The organism is Methanobrevibacter sp., from assembly GCF_017447225.1.
Classification (GTDB): Archaea; Methanobacteriota; Methanobacteria; order Methanobacteriales; family Methanobacteriaceae; genus Methanocatella.
Genome location: NZ_JAFSNZ010000050.1, coordinates 21547 through 39427 on the forward strand (window position 1 = coordinate 21547; position 17881 = coordinate 39427).

Below are 17881 nucleotides of genomic sequence, written 5' to 3' on the forward strand. Positions count from 1 at the left end.
GGGGATGATTATGAATTTATTGAATTTAACTAAATTCTCTCCAAATGAGATTTTGGCTGGTTCATTTGGAATAGAATGGGAAAGTCTGAGAGCTAAAAAGAACGGACAGCTGTCCTTAACGCCTCACCCGGAAGTGTTCGGAGACAAGCTGAAAAATCCGTTAGTAACCACTGACTTTTCAGAAAGCCAGATAGAGATTATTACTCCACCATTTAAAACAATCGATGAGGCATTTGATACATTTTCCCTGTTATCTGATCTGGTAAATGCATCAATTCCTGATGATGAGTATCTGTGGTTTCAGTCAATTCCTTGTATTTTACCCTCTGATGACCAGATACCTATAGCACAATACTCAAAGGATGGTGTTGACTCTCATAAGTACAGACAAAATCTGGCCAGCAAATACGGCCTTAAAAAGCAGATGATTTCTGGTGTTCACTTTAATTTTTCATTCACAGACGAATTTCTAAAGAAATTGCATGACCTTCAGGATTCAGATCTGCCCTTTAAAGAGTTTAGAAATGAAGTTTATTTAAAAATAGCCAGAAACTATCTGAGATACTGCTGGTTAATTATATATCTGACAGGATGTTCTGTAAGCTGCCATAAGACATTTACAGAGGACTGTATCAGCTTAATGGATGGTGAGGATGGATATGGAAGTTTCTATTCAACAAAAGGTCCTTCATTTAGAAATGCTTCATGCGGATATAAAAATCTAAAAGAGCTTTATCCGTCTTACAGAAGTGTAGATGAATTTGTAAGGGATGTGAACGGATTCATTGACAATGGAGACATTTCCGGAGCCAGAGAATTATACACTCAGGTCAGATTAAAGCCGAAAAATCCAAAAGACTTATTAAATTCATTGACTGATACTGGAATTGAATATATAGAAATAAGGACCTTGGATATTAATCCTTTCTATAAATGCGGTCTTGTCAGGCATGATATGTACTTTCTTCAATTGTTTTTAATATACATGCTTGTTAAATCAGAGTCAGACTATGAGCTTTGGCAAAAAGAAGCTAGTCTGAATGAAGAAAATGTTGCTGCAAGTGCATATGATGATTCAATGAGGCTTTTAAAAGATGGTGAAGAGATAACTCTAAAAGAATGGGCTGCTGAAATAATCAATGAAATGCACGGAATGTGTGAAGTGCTTGAAATAGGCGATCCGTCCACTTTAAATCTGATGCTTAACCGTGTTTCAAATCCTGAGTTGACTTACGGCAGGAGACTGCTGGATTTGATTAAAGAAAACGGATATATCAAGACAAATACAATTATTTCAAAAAACAACAAGAAAACCAGTATCAATTCTTTGAAAAACATTAATCCTAAAGAATCAGATGAGGTTAAAAAGTATCTGAATCTGGCTTTCGTTGAGAATTATTGTGATGTTTAGTTCATTTATTCTTTTTTAATATCAAAAATTCAAGTCAGTAAGTTTATATACTCCTAAATTAAAATAATGTTTATAGGGATTCATGAAGTTTTATTTTTTTAGCTGTTTTCAACCGTTCAGGTTAACTATTTAAAAAAATATAACTATTGTTATAAAAAAATATGGTGATTCAATGAATAAAAAGATAGGTGTTATTTTAGCAGTGGTCTTAATCGCCTTACTCGCAATGGGTTCAGTCAGCGCTGGCTGGTTCGACTTTTTAGGCGGAGACTCTGGCAACAAAGTAACTATTGGTTATTTACCTTCTGATCACGATTCTGCATTATTTGTAGCTGACGCTCAAGGTTTATACAAAGAAAAAGGAATTGAAACTGAACTTGTTCAGTTCAACAATGGTGGAGACTTAATGACTGCTATGGCAAGTGGAGAAGTTGATGTCGGATATGTAGGTATCTCTCCTGTATTGTCTTCAGTTGAAAAAGGTGTTCCTGTAAAAATCATTTCCGCTGCTCAAAATGAAGGTAGTGGAATTATTGTTTCAAACGAATCTGGAATTGCTGCAGCTTCCGATTTATCCGGTAAAAACATTGCAACTCCAGGTGAAGCAAGTATTCAATACGTATTATTAAATTACTACTTAAATAGTACTGGTTTATCAATTGACGAAGTAAATGCATCCGCAATGAAAACTCCTTCAATCAACGATGCAATCAACACCAACACTATTGATGCAGGTGTAACTTTCCAACCGTTCGTAAGTACTTCTGAAGCTGCTGGAAATGGTGTTTTAGCAACTTCTGCTGATATCTTACCAAACCACCCTTGCTGTGTTGTTGTAGCTTCACAAGATTTAATTGATAACAACCCTGACACTGTTAAAGCTATTGTAGAAATCCATGAAAACGCTACTCAATTCATCAATGATAATATTGATGAAAACGCTAGTGCTGTAGTGGACTTATTACCTGAAGACATCGTTTCTAATGCAGATGTAGAAGCAGACTCATTAGCTAGTTTCCCATTCCTCTCAGGTTTAGATGATGACTACAAAGCAAATGTTGACAGTTTCATGCAATTAGAAGTAGATTTAGGTATTTTAAACCAAACTATTTCACATGATGTTTTATTCTGGGAAGGAAAATAACTCCTCCCAAAATTATTCTTTTTTTAAAATTAGTTTTTTTCGTACTCTTCGGCAAGAATATCCATTGCCTCTTTAGTGTTTTCATCTGAAACTTTATTGATAACTCTTTTGTTTTCTTCAAGACGGTCTTTATAATATTGTCTTTTCTCACCGTCAACGATTTTGTAACGGCTGCAGTTCACCAATGATTCAATCAATGCAGAAAAGCCTCTGTTGAATGCTTTAATGGATTCATCATTGATAACAAAGTCTTTGATTGTTCCGTTAATGAAATATATGTTTGTATCATTTTTAATCGGAAAATCTTCAGGTGTTTTCATTTCGATATTATCCACATCAATAATCATGTAAGATCCGGCATCTTTAAGAATTGCAATGTCTGTATCGTCTGTATAGTATTCGTCGGAAAGTCTGTCGATTGTTGATTTGGTAAATATTATCGGGTCCTGTGTTACATTGACTACATACTGTTTTGTTTCCTGAATGTTTTTCAGGCTTTGTGAGCCTTCAAAGATTCTGCACATTACCTTGTCCTCACCCAGGTAAATGAATGCAAAAGCGGCGGAATTCTTTTCTTTTTTGGAGTTAATTGTTGTTGTAATGCACTCATATTGCAAGTTCATATGTATGCCAACTTTACTTAAATCATATTTCATACTGTCACACCTCTATTCTTAAAATACTCATCAGCTATTTTGTATAGTTTGTCAAAAACTTCAATTAAATTAATCACGGATTCATTTAAATTATCATCTAAATTTTCCAGGTTTGCAAGCTGGGCTTTGTACTCCGGAAAGATGTTGAGTGAATATGTGAAAAAAGGCTCAACTTCGGTTGCATTAATCTCTTCGTAATTAATTATGCTTTCCAGTGAATCGGATAATTCCTTGAGATTTTCATAGCTTGAATCCAGGGATTCCTTAATGTCTGTGTCATTGTTATTCAGTTTTTGAAAAGCGTTGTTGAGCTGAATAATAGCTATGGTAAATAATTCTAAATCAATTTCACCATCCATAAATACACCATAAATGTTAAAAATAAAAAAAGAGTTAAATTTCTCGGTTAAGAGAAATTATAATTTGATTTTAATATCTAAAGCGCTTGAACCTTCTTCGTAAACGAAGATTGGGTTGATATCAAGCTCGGATATTTCCGGGAAGTCTAAAGTTAATCTGGCTACTCTTTTAATAGCTTCTTTCACTTCTTCGATATCACAGGCGGCTTCGCCTCTGTAACCTTTAAGCAATTCAGAAACTTTGGTAGCTTCGATTTGTTCATCAATTTCCTGGGATGACAATCCTTTAGCTAATTTGAAGGAAACGTCTTCAATAAGGTTAACGTAGATTCCACCCATACCAAATGCAATCATTGGTCCGAACTGTTTGTCTTTAATCATACCTACGATTACTTCCTGACCGGATTCCATCATTTTTTGGACTTCCACTCCATCAGGAATAATGTCTGGATGTGCAGCTTTTGCATTTGCTATGATTTCATCGTATGCTTCTTTAGCTTCTTCAGCAGTTGAAATTCCGACTTTTACTCCACCGATATCTGATTTGTGCAGGATTTTATCAGATGCGATTTTAAGAACAACAGGGAATTCCATCTCTTCAGCCAAACTGGCGGCTTCATCTGCAGAAGTTGACAGTTTGATTGGTGCTGCTGAGATTCCGTAAGCTTCAGCCACTGCATATGCTTCGCTTCCGAGTAATGTGTCTCTTCCGTCAGCAGTTACTTTATCAAATATTGCTTTTACTGCATCTTTGTCGACATCAGTGATGTTTTCAACGACATCATCGTATTTTCTCTCACCTAATTTGGCGTAATTGGTCATTGCAGCAAGAGCGTCAACTGCGGTTTCAGGGAAAACGTATGTTGGAATGTGGTTTTCTCTTAAAAGCTCATTTGCATTTTCAAAGGTTGGACCGCCCATGTTAACTACGATAATAGGTTTTTTGGAATCTTTTCTTCCATCCAATATTGCCTGTGCAATTCCGTCAGGGTCAGCGGAAGCGGTCGGACAAACCATAACGATTAAACTGTCAACCCTTTCATCGTGCAATACGATATCGAGTGATTCCTGGTATCTGTTTACCGGTGCGTCTCCCAATACGTCAATCGGGTTGTTTGCACTACCTTCATCAGGGATACATTCTTTTAATCTTGCTGTGGTTTCTTCGTCGAATTTAACAAGATCCAAACCTACTTTTTCCATAGCGTCTACGGTCAGTACTCCTCCACCACCTGCATTGGTAATGATTGCAACGTTGCTGCCTTCAGGCAATGGTGCTTTGGAAAATGCCAAACCTAAGTCAAAGAGTTCAGCCATGGTTTCAACACGCATAATTCCTGATTGGCCGAATGCTGTGTCGAATGCGAGGTCACTTCCTGCCAATGCTCCTGTGTGTGAGGATGCGGCCTGTGCACCAGCTGAGGATGAACCTGATTTAAGAATGATAATTGGTTTTTTAGCTGCGGTTTCTCTCATTGTTCTGATGAAGTCTTCATCATCTGAAATTGATTCTAAGTAACAGATAATTACGTTTGTTTCATCATCTTCAGCTAAATATTGCAGTAATTCTATTTCATTAACTCCTGCTTTGTTTCCAAGACTGATTACTTTACTGAATCCGATTCCTGAAGTTATACTCCAGTCGATGATTGCTACCATCATAGCTCCACTTTGGGAGATGAATGCGATGTTTCCTTTTGGAGGCATCATCTGGGAGAATGAACCGTTTAATGGGGTGTGGGAATCGGTAATACCTAAACTGTTTGGTCCGATAATGTTAATTCCGTATTTTTTACCGAGTTCAGTTAATTCAGCTTCTAATTTAGCTCCTTCTTCACCGACTTCTTTGAAACCTGCGGTAATGACAACAAGGTTTTCAACGCCGACTTCACCACAGTCACGTACGGTATCATTAACGAAAACTGATGGGATGGTGATTATTGCTAAATCAACTTTTTCAGGGATGTCTTTTATGCTTGCATATGCTTGTTTACCTAAAATTTCTCCACCTTTAGGATTTACAGGGTATATTTTACCTTCAAATCCGTCATTAATTAAGTTGTCTACAATGATGTATCCTACTTTTCCCGGAGTGTTTGAGGCTCCAATGACAGCCACAGATTCAGGTTTAAACATCTTATTGAGATCTATCATAAAATTTTCTCCTTTATATTTAACACTATAATTTATAATGATAAATAATTAACAATTATTTATGTTTTAATATTTTGATTTATTATTATATAAAGATATTGATTAAATAATTAGTTTTAAACCTTTATATAAAATTTTAATTAATAATTAAAGGATTTTTTGATAAAAAAAGTGCCGTCATTATATGAAAATGATTTAATATTAGAATTAATATAAATAATATATAAATATATTTTAAAAATTTGATTAATGCGAGGAGGATTATGAGTTTAATCATAGCTTATGTTGGAAAAAAAGGCTGTGTAATGGCCAGTGATAAAAGAAGAATTGCCTATTTCGGTAATAATAGGCAAGCATTGGAAGATGAATTGTATGACGGAAGTATCACAACAGACGATGAACTTTTAAAAAGATCAAAAGAACTTGATGTTCCGATTAAAATAACTGATGATGCTGACAAGTTAAGGATTGTGGGCAATACCGTTAGGGGTGAAGTAAGTACAAAAGGAACCCATGAAACAAAACGTAAAAGAATTTACGGAACAACTAACGGTTATCAAATCGTAGAATTAATAGGATCTGAAACAAAATCCCGTAACGCCGGCGAAAAAGGTATTATTTTATTCGGAAACGACTTTGCTAAAAAACAGGCTGAAACTTTAATTCAAAGAAGATGGAAGGCTTCACATAGCTTAAGGCTAATGGGAGACATATTCGAAGAGATTCTGACTGAAATCTCTAAAAGAACTCCGACTATCGGTAAGGAATTCGACGTGCTGATTCAGCAACCTAAATTCAACCCGTCCGAAGCTCAAAAACATCTAAATGTTACAATTGATGCAGACATTAAAGTTTTAACTAAATACAGGCAACAGTTAACTGAAGAAATGATTCAAAAAACCAGAGAAATTGAATTGGCTAATAAAATCATCGATGACGGACCTATCGGTAAGGTTGAGTCAATTGACGGAAAGATGATTGAAGTCAGATTAAATGACAAGACTCAGGCATTCAATTTCAATTGGAAGCCATTGGCAGGTCCTAATCATAACGTTATAATGTTTGCCGATACAGACGACATTAAAATTGGAGATAAAGTTGTTATTAAAGACGAAGTTCTATGTCTTAAAAGAAACAAATCCCCGCTGTCATGTGATATTATCCTATGTTCACTATGAGGAAGTTAAATGAAACTGATATTCTTAGGAAGTGGCGGAGGACGATTTTCCGCCATCAACCAAAGAAGAATGACAGGCGGATTCAGAATTGATAATCTGGGCGGAAAGAATTATCATATTGACCCGGGACCTGGAGCTTTAGTCCGAACATATCAGTTCGGTCTGGATCCGAGAAATATTGACGGAGTTTTCGTATCCCATGCACACACTGACCATTATAATGATGCTGAAATACTGATTGAAGCAATGACGCGCGGAATGACGCAGGAAAATGGTCATATCATCGGTGCAAAAAGTGTACTGTCCGGTTTTGAAAAATGGGGTCCCTGCATTTCAAAGTATCATCAGACGAAATCTAATCTGATTGAATTGGAATCAGGAGATGTCAGATATTTTGATAACTGTCTGGTCAAAGCCACCCCTACAAGACATGGCGATCCGGTAGGTATAGGTTTCCAGATGGAATATAAGGATTTTAAGATATCCTACACTTCAGATACTTCTTATTTCCCTGAATTAGTTGAAGCACATGAAGATGCGGATGTTTTGATAGCCAGTGTATTGCGTCCTGGCGGAAGGTCAATTAAAGGTCATCTGTGTTCTCAGGGATTTATTAGATTATTAAAAGAGCTTAAACCTAAATTAGCTATAATGACTCATTTGGGACTTAAGATGATTTCCAATAATCCTATTGGTGAGGCTAAAAGAATTACCCGTTTGACTGGTGTCAAAACATTGGCCGCTTTTGACGGCATGTCACTTGATATTAACTTCAACAATCCGGCAAGAGCCCGCATCATGTCACTTAAGGATGTGGATGCGCCTTTCCACGGATCAAATAATAATCTATCACATTTCGAAAGGAAAAATACAAACAGACTTGCAATCAAACATGGGGAAACTGATGAGCTTGCACATATGAATAAAAGGCCTAATCATTAATGTTGCTCGGATTTATAAAGCCTGAGCGAATCATATGGTCTGCCAAAACTATTGCAGTTGAGGATTCGGCAACAACAGTTACTCTCGGACAGATGCAAGGATCGTGTCTTCCTTTTATTTCTATTTTTTTATTTTCCATTTTTTCCAAATCAATTGAGTCCTGACATTTGGAAATTGAAGGGGTTGGCTTTATTGCAATTCTTGAAATAATAGGCATTCCATTGCTCATACCACCGATAATTCCACCTGAATTGTTTGTTTTGGTTTTAACAGAATCATTTTCAATATAATATTCGTCATTGATTTCGGATGCACATTTATCTGCTACATCAAAGCCCAAACCTATCTCAACACCTTTAACAGCACCAATATTCATCAGAATTCTTGCAAGATCTCCGTCAAGCCTTTCAAAGACAGGTTCACCAAGACCTGCCGGAACGTTAACTGCAATTGTTTCCACAATTCCTCCAACAGAATCTCCTTCCTGTTTTTTGGAAAGAATTAACTCTTCCATTTCTTTTGCGGCTTTCAAATCAGCGCAGCGAACAGGATTTTTTTCAATATTGCTTTTGATTTCATCAAATGATAATTTTTCAGCTTTAATGTCTCCGATTTGTGTAACGTGTGAAATGATTTCTATGTTCTGTGTATTCAGGAGCTTTTTGGCAACTGCCCCTCCAATGACATGTCCTATAGTTATCCTGCCGCTTCCACGACCCCCACCATTGTAATCGTAATTTCCGTATTTTGTCATCCAGCCATAATCACCATGTGAAGGGCGTGGTGTGTCTTTAAACATTGAATAGTCTTTGGAGTGCTGATTTTTATTAAAAACAACTCCTGTTATTGGTGTTCCATCAGTTTTTCCTTCAAAAATTCCTGACAATATCTGGACTTCATCAGATTCTTTTCTAGGTGTGGTTACACTGCTTGTGCCAGGTTTTCTTTTATCCAATTCCTTTTGAATATCTTCAACACTCAGTTCAAGATTTGCAGGGCATCCGTCAATAACAGCGCCTACTGCAGTTCCGTGGCTTGAACCAAAGCTTGTAATTTGAAATTTTTCCCCAATTTTGTTTGACATACTAAATTATATTTAATTTAAACTATTAATACTTAAATAATTTTAATGTGTAATATAAATACAAGGTGAAATAAAATGCAGTTTCCAATTACAAGAATGAGAAGATTAAGAAAAAACTCAAAAATTCGTGATATTGTACGTGAAACAAAACTTCAAAAGGAAGATTTGATTTATCCAATTTATTTTAAACAGGAACTTAAAGGAGATGAAAAAGAGGAAATCTCATCCCTTCCGGGAGAATACAGATACTCTTTGCAAAGCGGTGTGGAATTTGCAAAAAAACTCGAGGCAAAAGGATTAAAATCAATTATTGTTTTCGGTATCCCTCCAGAAGATGAAAAGGATGAAATAGCAACTCCTGATTATGCAGATACCGGAATCGTTCAAAAAGCCATCCGTGAACTTAAAAAACAGACCAATCTGGTTGTAATTAGTGATGTGTGCTTATGCCAATACACTTCTCATGGACATTGCGGTCTGATTAAGGAAAATGATGATACTGATGACGGAATCGAAATATTGAATGATGAGTCATTGGAATACATTGCAAAAGTGGCGCTTTCACATGCACGTGCCGGTGCTGATATCGTAGCTCCTTCAGACATGATGGATGGAAGAGTTGGAGCTATCAGGCAGGCTTTGGATGAAAACGGATATTATAATGTTATGATAATGTCATATTCAGCAAAATATGCATCAGCTTTCTATGAACCCTTCCGTCAGGCAGCCTGTTCATCACCTCATAAAGGGGATAGGAAAAGCTATCAGATGGATCCTGCAAATGCCGTTGAAGCTATTCGCGAATGTGAACTGGATGTGATTGAAGGCTGCGACTTTTTAATGGTAAAACCTGCTTTACCTTATCTGGATGTTGTAAGAACAGTTAAGGATGAGTTCATGCTGCCTCTTGTTGCATATAATGTAAGCGGTGAATATTCAATGATTATGGCCGCAATCGAAAAAGGTTATCTGACTGAAAGGGCAATAATGGAAAGTCTGCTTTCAATAAAAAGAGCGGGTGCTGATTTGATTATTACAAACTTCGCACCTAAAGTGCTTTTAGAGGACATGATAGAATGAATCCTTCTGAAATAGCTAAAATTGCTCAAATTGCTTCAGCTCTTGAAGTTAGCGGATATCCGAAGCCCGGAAATGTTCACAGAACCAGGGATTATGATGATATGGTCTTTGAAGACTTTATTATCAGCGGAATTGTAATTGGAGACACAATCCGTGAAGCATGCACTGATGTGGATATTGAAAATCCTTTGCTTGGAAAATACATTCTGCAGGCTGTTGCAGAAACCGACAGGTGGATTAAAAACAACACTAACCTGGGCATTGTGATGATGACCACTCCGATAGCCGTGGCTGCTGCCATCAGTGATAATTTTGATGAAATCCGTCCAAATATTGTTAAATTAATGGCAAATACCTCTGTTGATGATGCATGTGACCTGTATGATGCAATAAACATTGCCGATGCCGGTGGAATGGGAGACCAGGACGAGTATGATGTCGCTTCAGACAATGCCAAAAACGAACTTCGTGAAAACAAGCAAACTATGTATGATGTCTTGAAAATATCTGCTCCATGGGACATGCTTGCCCGTGAGATGACTTCCGACATGCCTGCCGTTTTTGAAATAGGCTATCCAACTTACCATGAGCTTAAAGATGAAAAATCCTTAAATGACGCATGTCTTTTGACATTTTTAACGATATTGTCTCAGGTTCCGGATACATTGATTTCAAGAAAATACGGTTCTGATGAGGCTTTAAAAATTTCTATGATGACAAGGGATCTGCTTAATCTGAAAGATGAAGCTGATTTTATGGAAAAAGTCTCTGAATTTGATGATTATCTGTACAAAAATCACTACAATCCTGGAACAACAGCTGATTTGACTGCAGCTTCAATTTTTGTCAGTTATTTAAAGTCAAACTTTGAATAACTTCTTTTTTTAATTTATTTCTAAAAATTCCGGTGTATCGATTAGACAAGGTATGATGGCTGATACAAGCATCAATGGAATCAGATTCATTGGAAATATAATCATTAAAAGCAGCACGACTGCAAGAGGCTTTCTTAAAATTCCAGCCATAAATGATGTCGTAACGATTGCCATTGAAATTACAGGATCCATATTTAAAATAATGCTCATTGCATAGCCCATTGCAGTTCCTGAAAATATCAGAGGGAAGAAATGCCCTCCTTTAAGGCCAGTTTCAATGCAGATATTGGTTAAAACTATTTTTATAATGCTTGTTAATATCAGGATTATTACTCCAAGCTGTGCGCCGGTCTCCATCAGAATATAAATCTGCTCCTCTCCGGAAAACATTGTTAAAGGAAGCAATGTTCCAATCACACCCAATATTAATCCGCCGATAACACCCTTTAATATGAAATTGTCTTTCAGGTTTTTAAATAATGTTTCAGACATTTTATGGCTTAAAAAATATACATATGAAAGGACAGTTCCCAAAAGTATCATCAATATTATGCCGGGATAATTGAGATTATCCAGTGTTGCTGTTCCTATTGAATGTAGGCCAGCATGATTATGGGTTAAATGGTTTAAAAATACGAATATTCCAAAAGAGCTTAAAATGGCTACAAAATATAATATGTTTTTTGAGGTTTTAGGCAGTGAGCTTTCCTCGTTTTCAATAGGCTCCACAAAACCGAACATTGGGGAAGCAAATATTGTACCTAATGTTGCCGTAATACCGATATGTGCCAGTTCCTCAAGCTCATCATTGAATATCGTGAGTTTGTCTCCAATCCATGTAAACAATCCTGCAATTATGCCGGTCAATCCAGCTTCTGGCCCAACACTTGCACCAAGAATCAGTGGCAATATTGCAGAAACTGTGGATGAAAAAATATTATTATATGAATATCTGTGATCCTTTTTAACGGTCTTGATTACTTCATTCAACTCTTCGGGACTGTCTCCGTATTTGTTTTTCCACAAACCAATCAACAAACCTCCAATTATACATACTATAATTGTATAATATTTGAAGTTGATTAATCTTGGAATGTAGTCCCATAGAAAATGAATTCCGAAGTTCATGCCTCTCATGAAACACCAGATTATCGCTCCGGCTATGATTCCGATAATCACAGTATATATTGTTAAAAGCAAATTGTTTTTCAAATCCATCAGATATTCCTCAAATTCTATTATTAAAAATGTCTTTGTTGAATTAACTATTTATTTTATACTGAATATATTTAATATATGAAAACCAGAACCATTAATATTTCTAAAGATACTTATCGCATTTTGTCTGAACTTGCATCAGAAAATGATACTTTTGATGACGTTATAAGATTTTTAATCTGTTATTTTGAAGAATTCTCAGATAATCAGGCCAAATCATATAATGGGGAAATAGTAAATTTTGAAAGCGGAAATTTGGATAATGTCACGAAATTAACTTTAAATGATTTGGAAAAAAGAATATCTAAATTAGAAAATAGTTAATGGTGATGTTTGGTGAAATCTATTTAAAATAGCTTCTGTGTTTTTTAAGATAGTAATTGATGTAGATGTATCCGATTAGAGAACCGACGGCCATTCCGCTAACCAGACCTGCATAAATTCCAATATCTCCAAGTCCAAATATGAATCCGAACAATCCTGCGAAAATCACTTCAAGAATAAATGATCTGAGCACTGTCAGAACAAGGGATATTGTTCCTTTTCCCATACTTTGGAACAGATTTCCGGCCATTACTCCCAAAGGCATCAACAGTACAAAGAAACATAATATGCGCAATGCATCCACAACTCTTGGAGCCAAAACGGAACTGTCTGTGGAATATGAAAATATAAAAGACAACGGCTCTGCAAAGACAAAGAAGAATGCACAGATGATAACTGAGGATATCAGACCCAGTTTCACACCATAATTGAGTGCTGTTTTCATGTTATCGTAATTACGGGCACCGTAGGCCGCTCCGCCCACTGTAAGCGCAGCTATTCCGATACCGATCATCGGTGCAATTCCGACTGAAACCAGTCTCCATGTGGCTGTATATGCTGCCACGGCAACTGTTCCGGCAAGTATCGTCAGCCAATAGTTCATAAGAATTGATACGAATGATATGATGAACTGTTCCAGGCTTGCCGGTATTCCCACAACCAGAATGTCCTTATATATTGTCAGATTGGTTTTGTATTCGCTCATCCTGATTTCAAGAAAGCTGTCTTTTTTAACAAACATCCAATAAAGCATTGGAATCATTGATAAGGCACCAGCCAGAACTGTCGCTATTGCAGCTCCGCCTACTCCCAAACCCAATCCGTAAATGAATATTGGATCGAGAATCATGTTGATTATTGCAGTCAGCATCAGCGGATATGATGCCCTTTTGATTTCTCCCTGTGACCTGAATATTGCAGCCATCATTGCCGGGAGAAATATTGAGAAAACTCCTGCAATCACTATGTATCCGTAGGTTAATGCCTCACCAAGCACTTCTTCAGCACCCATAACTAGAAGCAGTTGCCTTAAAACCAAAATAAGGGCAATTGTTGCAATTACTGTTACGATTATGCTTAACATTATTGAGTGAATTGCACTGTTTCCTGCGCTTTCATAGTCCTCTGCTCCGATATATCTTGCAATCAGGCTGTTGGAACCTGCTCCAAGTCCGTTTGCAAAACCTACCATTGCCAGAAACAGTGGCGTTACAAATCCCACGGCCGCAAGAGGTCCCGGACCTAATCCTGCAACCCATATGCCGTCAATGATGTTGTTCATCATCATGAACAGGTTACTTATGATGATTGGCACGGCCAGTTTGTTGATCGCCTTTTTCGGATGATTCACGATTAAGTTAATGTCTTCGTTGGCTTCCATAATAATCTACTCATAGATAACTTGTGTCAATGTTTTATATATACTAGTGACTTTTTTTTATCAAAAATTTCAGAAATTCGCATTTTGACAGCAATTTTTCAATACTTTTATTAATTAATTAGAATATATATTATACTATTATTAATGATAATTAGTATGGTGTTTAAATGAGTGAGGATATTAAAAAAACCATTAATGAATTACATATTTATGAAAAGAAACTTTTAAAAGAATTGGAAGCAAATCCTGAGGCGACTCCTGAAGATATTGCTCAAAATGCTGGTATGGACATCAAATCAGTCATGAGTGCGGCAGGTTCACTTGCTTCAAAAGACATTATTGAAGTTGACAAAAAAGTCCAGGAAACCTATTCCCTGACCGATGACGGACTCAAATACGCAGAAGAAGGCCTTCCTGAAAGGAAAATATTGGACGTTCTTGCCAAAAAGGATCATATTAACATGAAAGATTTGGCAAGCGAAACTGGAATTGATAAAAAAGAGGCCAATATTGCTATCGGATGGCTTCGCCGTAAAAACTGGGCGGATATTGATAAGGGCGTAGTTAACATCACTGATTTCGGTAAGGATTTCGCATCAAAAGTCGATGTTGACGAAAGGGTTCTGGATTATCTCAAAACCAACGCTGACGGAGTCAAATTCTTTGCTGACGATTTGATGGATGGTTTTAAAAAGCTCACAGGCAGAAAAAACATTTTAAAAGTTGAAAAAGAAACCTCACACTCTTTTAAACTATTGCCTAAAGGTGAAGCTATTCTAAAAGAAGGATTCACAATACAGGAACAGGCTACTCAGTTAACACACCAGCAACTAAAAGATGGAGAATGGAAAAGCTTACAGTACCGTCCGTATGACATCAATGCCGAAGCACCAGTCATATTCGCAGGTAAAAAACATCCTTTAAGGGTAATCATTGATGAGATTCGTGAAATATTTTTAAACATGGGTTTTTCAGAAGACAACGGCGAATTTGTGGAATCAGCATTCTGGAACTTTGATTCTCTTTTCCAGCCGCAGGACCATGCGGCCCGTGAAATGCAGGACACATTCTACCTTAAAAATCCGCTGACATGTGACTTGCCTGACGGTGATATAGTCAAACTAACAGCTGAGACTCACGAAACCGGTGCGGATACAGGTTCTATCGGATGGCAATACAACTGGAGTGAAGACATCGCACGCCAAAGCGTTTTAAGAACCCACACAACCGGGATTTCAACAAAACATCTATTTGAGCATGAACCTCCAATCAAAATGTTTTCAGTCGGAAGGGTATTCAGAAGAGAAACCTTTGACTATAAGCACTTGCCTGAATTTCACCAGGTTGAAGGACTTGTCTGCGGTGAAGGAATCAGCTATCAAAATCTTTTAGGAACTTTAAAAGAATTTTATAAAAAATTAGGATTTGAAGTAAGATTCAGACCTGCTTATTTCCCTTACACTTACTTATCAACAGAAACCGAAATATATCTGGAGGAAAAGGAAAGCTGGATTGAACTTGGAGGATCCGGAATGTTTAGACCGGAAGTACTTAAACCTCTCGGAATCAATCAGCCTGCACTTGCTTTCGGTTTAGGTATTGAAAGACTGGCCATGATTAGATATGATGTGGCTGACATCCGTATGCTTTACAAAAGCGACATCAAATGGCTTCGTGAACTGAAACTGGATAATGGAGTGAAATTATAATGGCTGTCAAGTTGCTTTCTTGGAATGTAAATGGAATCAGAGCAGTTTCCAAAAAAGATGAATTCTGGGATTGGTTTGACAGTACAGATGCGGATATCATTAATTTCCAGGAAGTGAGAGCTACCCAGAAGGATATTCCAAAGAAATTAGCTGAAGTCGATGAATACGAATCACACTTCAATGAGGCTGAAAAGAAAGGATACAGCGGTGTCGGAACATACTCCAAAATAACTCCCCTCAATGTCACACGAGGATTGGGAATTGAAGAGCTTGACAGTGAAGGAAGAGTATTAAAAATAGAGTATGATGATTTCATATTGTATAATATTTACTTCCCGAACAGCGGAATGAATGCAAAACGTTTGGATTTCAAGGTTGCATTCTGTAACGCTTTATTGGATGAGCTTAAACAGCTTAAAAGTCAGGGCAAAAACCTTGTAATCACAGGAGACTACAATATTGCTCACCACCCGATTGATGTTTACAATCCTAAAAACTGTGAAGGAAAATCAGGTTATCTTCCTGAAGAGCGTGCATGGCTTGATGAACTGGAAGAAGCAGGTTTCATTGATACTTTCCGTATGTTTGATGAGGGAGAGAACAATTTCACCTGGTGGAGCTATCGTACCCGTGCCCGTGAAAGGAATGCCGGTTGGCGACTTGATTATTTCTATGTGAATGAAGAAATTAAAGACAAAGTTAAATCTGCAGAAATTTTAAATGACATTTACGGTTCTGACCATTGTCCGGTCACTTTAGAACTTGAATTTGATTAAAGAGGGTTAATATGATGAGAAATGATGATGATCGTGTAGTATTTTTTGATGTGGACGATACATTATTGGATACTTCCACTTTCGCACAGACTGCAAGAAAAGCAGCTATTGAATTGATGGTAGACAACGGATTGCCTTTGGATAAGGATGAGGCATATGGTGTTTTAAAAACCATTATCCGTGAAAAAGGATCAAATTACGGCAAGCATTTCAATGTACTGACTCAGGTGGTTTTAGGACATGAAGACCCGATGCTTGTAGCTTTGGGCATGATTACTTATCATAATGTTAAAATGGCACTTTTAAGGCCATTTGCCGATACTATTGACACGTTAATCTATTTGAAAAGCCAAGGGTATCGTTTGGCAGTCATATCCAACGGTATCACAATCAAGCAATGGGAAAAACTGGTCCGTCTCAATATATATTCATTTTTCGATGAGGTTATAACTTCAGAAGAGGTTGGCCATAAAAAGCCGGATAAAATAATCTATGATGTTGCTTTAAGAAAAATGAATGGTGATCCTGAAAAGTCAGTGATGATTGGAAATAAATTCCGTGAAGATGCCCTAGGTGCCGTAAATGCTGGCATGAGTGCTATTCTTGTCAATTCCGATGTCACCGAAGAGGACAGGCAATACATTAAAAAAGAGCAGCTCGACATTACCATCATTGATAACATCGGTGATGTAAATACTATTTTATAATTAGAAAAATGCATCAAGGCTTTGCTGTTTTTCACCGACAGACAAGTCTTGCAAATCTTTTTTTGAATAGCCAAGTGATTCCATTATACGTCCGACGGCAGGAATTATCTGGTTATTGACATAATAATCCTTATCATAGTCAACACCTTCACTGTATTCATATGGAACTGCCCTTTGGCTTATTGAACCCTTTCCTTTTTTTATTATATACTGTATGATGGTTCCTCGGGATACCTTGATTCCGTGGTCTTCGATTATTTGGGCTGCAACCACATGGGGGCCGACCTGTTTGTATTCGCTTAAAGGCTTGTTGATTTGCGTGTGTATGATAAGTTCCTTATTGTCCACTTGTCCTTTTCTGAGCCTTTTCATAACTTTTTTAACTTCATTGATTGCTTTATCGGAATCCCCTTCCTTAAGCAGAGCCATTAGCACAGCTTCCTGAGTCTGTTTGACAATCGGTGCCCAGTCCCTTCTGACCAGTTCAAGTCCCTTAGCTATTATTTCACCGTCTTCAATGACCGCATATCTCTTTTTGGTTACAAAAAATCCCCTTCTGTAGAATCCTTCATATTCAAGTTCCATGCTTTCAGGTAGTGTTGAATTGAAATCCTTTAAAAACAATTCTGCTTGGGATTTGATTTCAGCTTCTAGTTCAATCTGTTCTTTTGAATCTTTCATACACAAGCACCATATTATACTTTGACATTAGTATATAAAATAACTTTTCACTGACAACAATATTTACATGTGGGAACAATTTTAATGCCTCAGAACAATTTTTTTGCTTATTTAAATGTGGATTACTGTTCAAATGCTCTAGGAATTTATTTTTATACCTTTTTGAATAAAGTATTGGTAGAGGTTTGATATTATGAAAACA

General features: G+C 36.9%; 17 protein-coding genes. 10 read left to right on the top strand and 7 right to left on the bottom strand.

What is annotated here, in order from left to right; all coding sequences use genetic code 11:
- Positions 1 to 10 precede the first annotated feature (10 nt).
- Together IJQ68_RS05240 and IJQ68_RS05245 are read left to right on the top strand one after the other, a co-directional pair.
- Positions 11 to 1411, top strand: coding sequence for a glutamate--cysteine ligase (locus tag IJQ68_RS05240; RefSeq protein ID WP_292797877.1), 1401 nt, complete (start codon positions 11 to 13; stop codon positions 1409 to 1411).
- A 172-nt stretch (positions 1412 to 1583) separates the two neighbouring features.
- Positions 1584 to 2555: an ABC transporter substrate-binding protein gene (locus IJQ68_RS05245; RefSeq protein WP_292797879.1), complete on the top strand. Its 972-nt coding sequence runs from the start codon at positions 1584 to 1586 to the stop codon at positions 2553 to 2555.
- Between the two features lie 29 nt (positions 2556 to 2584).
- On the opposite strand, the gene IJQ68_RS05250 is transcribed toward IJQ68_RS05245, so the two are convergent.
- From IJQ68_RS05250 to acs, 3 genes are read right to left on the bottom strand one after another with little or no spacing between them, the layout of a single operon-like run.
- Positions 2585 to 3211, bottom strand: coding sequence for a DUF447 domain-containing protein (locus IJQ68_RS05250; protein ID WP_292797881.1), 627 nt, complete (start codon positions 3209 to 3211; stop codon positions 2585 to 2587).
- A complete protein-coding gene (locus IJQ68_RS05255; RefSeq protein ID WP_292797883.1) occupies positions 3208 to 3570 on the bottom strand; it encodes a hypothetical protein in 363 nt (120 codons plus the stop codon). Before IJQ68_RS05255 ends, IJQ68_RS05250 begins: the two co-directional genes overlap by 4 nt.
- A gap of 57 nt (positions 3571 to 3627) precedes the next feature.
- The gene (gene acs / locus IJQ68_RS05260) at positions 3628 to 5724 is read right to left on the bottom strand and encodes an acetate--CoA ligase alpha subunit (RefSeq protein ID WP_292797886.1); all 2097 of its coding nucleotides are present in this window, start codon (positions 5722 to 5724) and stop codon (positions 3628 to 3630) included.
- A gap of 263 nt (positions 5725 to 5987) precedes the next feature.
- Here acs and IJQ68_RS05265 point away from each other — a divergent pair, with 263 nt between their 5' ends.
- Both IJQ68_RS05265 and IJQ68_RS05270 read left to right on the top strand, forming a co-directional pair.
- Positions 5988 to 6902 (top strand): DUF2121 domain-containing protein, encoded by a 915-nt coding sequence (locus tag IJQ68_RS05265; RefSeq protein ID WP_292797888.1) that lies wholly within the window; start codon positions 5988 to 5990, stop codon positions 6900 to 6902.
- 9 nt (positions 6903 to 6911) lie between these two features.
- Positions 6912 to 7844, top strand: coding sequence for an MBL fold metallo-hydrolase (locus tag IJQ68_RS05270; protein ID WP_292797891.1), 933 nt, complete (start codon positions 6912 to 6914; stop codon positions 7842 to 7844).
- Here IJQ68_RS05270 and aroC read toward each other — a convergent pair.
- Positions 7834 to 8928 (bottom strand): chorismate synthase, encoded by a 1095-nt coding sequence (gene aroC, locus IJQ68_RS05275; protein WP_292797894.1) that lies wholly within the window; start codon positions 8926 to 8928, stop codon positions 7834 to 7836. The two genes, IJQ68_RS05270 and aroC, sit on opposite strands and share 11 nt — an antisense overlap.
- Positions 8929 to 9003: 75 nt before the next feature.
- Here aroC and hemB point away from each other — a divergent pair, with 75 nt between their 5' ends.
- Together hemB and IJQ68_RS05285 are read left to right on the top strand one after the other, a co-directional pair.
- Positions 9004 to 10008, top strand: coding sequence for a porphobilinogen synthase (gene hemB, locus IJQ68_RS05280; protein WP_292797896.1), 1005 nt, complete (start codon positions 9004 to 9006; stop codon positions 10006 to 10008).
- Positions 10005 to 10883: a triphosphoribosyl-dephospho-CoA synthase gene (locus IJQ68_RS05285; protein ID WP_292797899.1), complete on the top strand. Its 879-nt coding sequence runs from the start codon at positions 10005 to 10007 to the stop codon at positions 10881 to 10883. Before hemB ends, IJQ68_RS05285 begins: the two co-directional genes overlap by 4 nt.
- A gap of 9 nt (positions 10884 to 10892) precedes the next feature.
- Here the strand turns inward: IJQ68_RS05285 and IJQ68_RS05290 are convergent, their stop codons facing one another.
- On the bottom strand, positions 10893 to 12101 hold the full coding sequence (locus IJQ68_RS05290; RefSeq protein ID WP_292797901.1) for a chloride channel protein: 1209 nt from the start codon (positions 12099 to 12101) through the stop codon (positions 10893 to 10895).
- Between the two features lie 78 nt (positions 12102 to 12179).
- Here IJQ68_RS05290 and IJQ68_RS05295 point away from each other — a divergent pair, with 78 nt between their 5' ends.
- Positions 12180 to 12425 carry a hypothetical protein gene (locus IJQ68_RS05295; RefSeq protein ID WP_292797903.1) on the top strand — a complete coding sequence of 82 codons (246 nt, stop codon included), beginning with the start codon at positions 12180 to 12182 and terminating at the stop codon, positions 12423 to 12425.
- Between the two features lie 19 nt (positions 12426 to 12444).
- Here IJQ68_RS05295 and IJQ68_RS05300 read toward each other — a convergent pair whose 3' ends face one another.
- Positions 12445 to 13806 carry an MATE family efflux transporter gene (locus tag IJQ68_RS05300; protein ID WP_292797906.1) on the bottom strand — a complete coding sequence of 454 codons (1362 nt, stop codon included), beginning with the start codon at positions 13804 to 13806 and terminating at the stop codon, positions 12445 to 12447.
- A gap of 167 nt (positions 13807 to 13973) precedes the next feature.
- Between IJQ68_RS05300 and IJQ68_RS05305 the strand changes: the two genes are divergently transcribed.
- The 3 genes from IJQ68_RS05305 to IJQ68_RS05315 are packed head-to-tail and all read left to right on the top strand — an operon-like array spanning position 13974 to position 16998.
- Positions 13974 to 15515: a phenylalanine--tRNA ligase subunit alpha gene (locus tag IJQ68_RS05305; protein WP_292797909.1), complete on the top strand. Its 1542-nt coding sequence runs from the start codon at positions 13974 to 13976 to the stop codon at positions 15513 to 15515.
- Positions 15515 to 16291 (top strand): exodeoxyribonuclease III, encoded by a 777-nt coding sequence (locus IJQ68_RS05310; protein WP_292797912.1) that lies wholly within the window; start codon positions 15515 to 15517, stop codon positions 16289 to 16291. The genes IJQ68_RS05305 and IJQ68_RS05310 overlap by 1 nt, the downstream gene beginning before the upstream one ends.
- 11 nt (positions 16292 to 16302) lie before the next feature.
- Positions 16303 to 16998, top strand: a complete 696-nt coding sequence (locus IJQ68_RS05315) for a TIGR02253 family HAD-type hydrolase (protein ID WP_292797915.1) — start codon at positions 16303 to 16305, stop codon at positions 16996 to 16998.
- Here the strand turns inward: IJQ68_RS05315 and IJQ68_RS05320 are convergent, their stop codons facing one another.
- On the bottom strand, positions 16999 to 17679 hold the full coding sequence (locus IJQ68_RS05320; RefSeq protein WP_292797918.1) for a DNA polymerase domain-containing protein: 681 nt from the start codon (positions 17677 to 17679) through the stop codon (positions 16999 to 17001).
- Positions 17680 to 17881 lie beyond the last annotated feature (202 nt).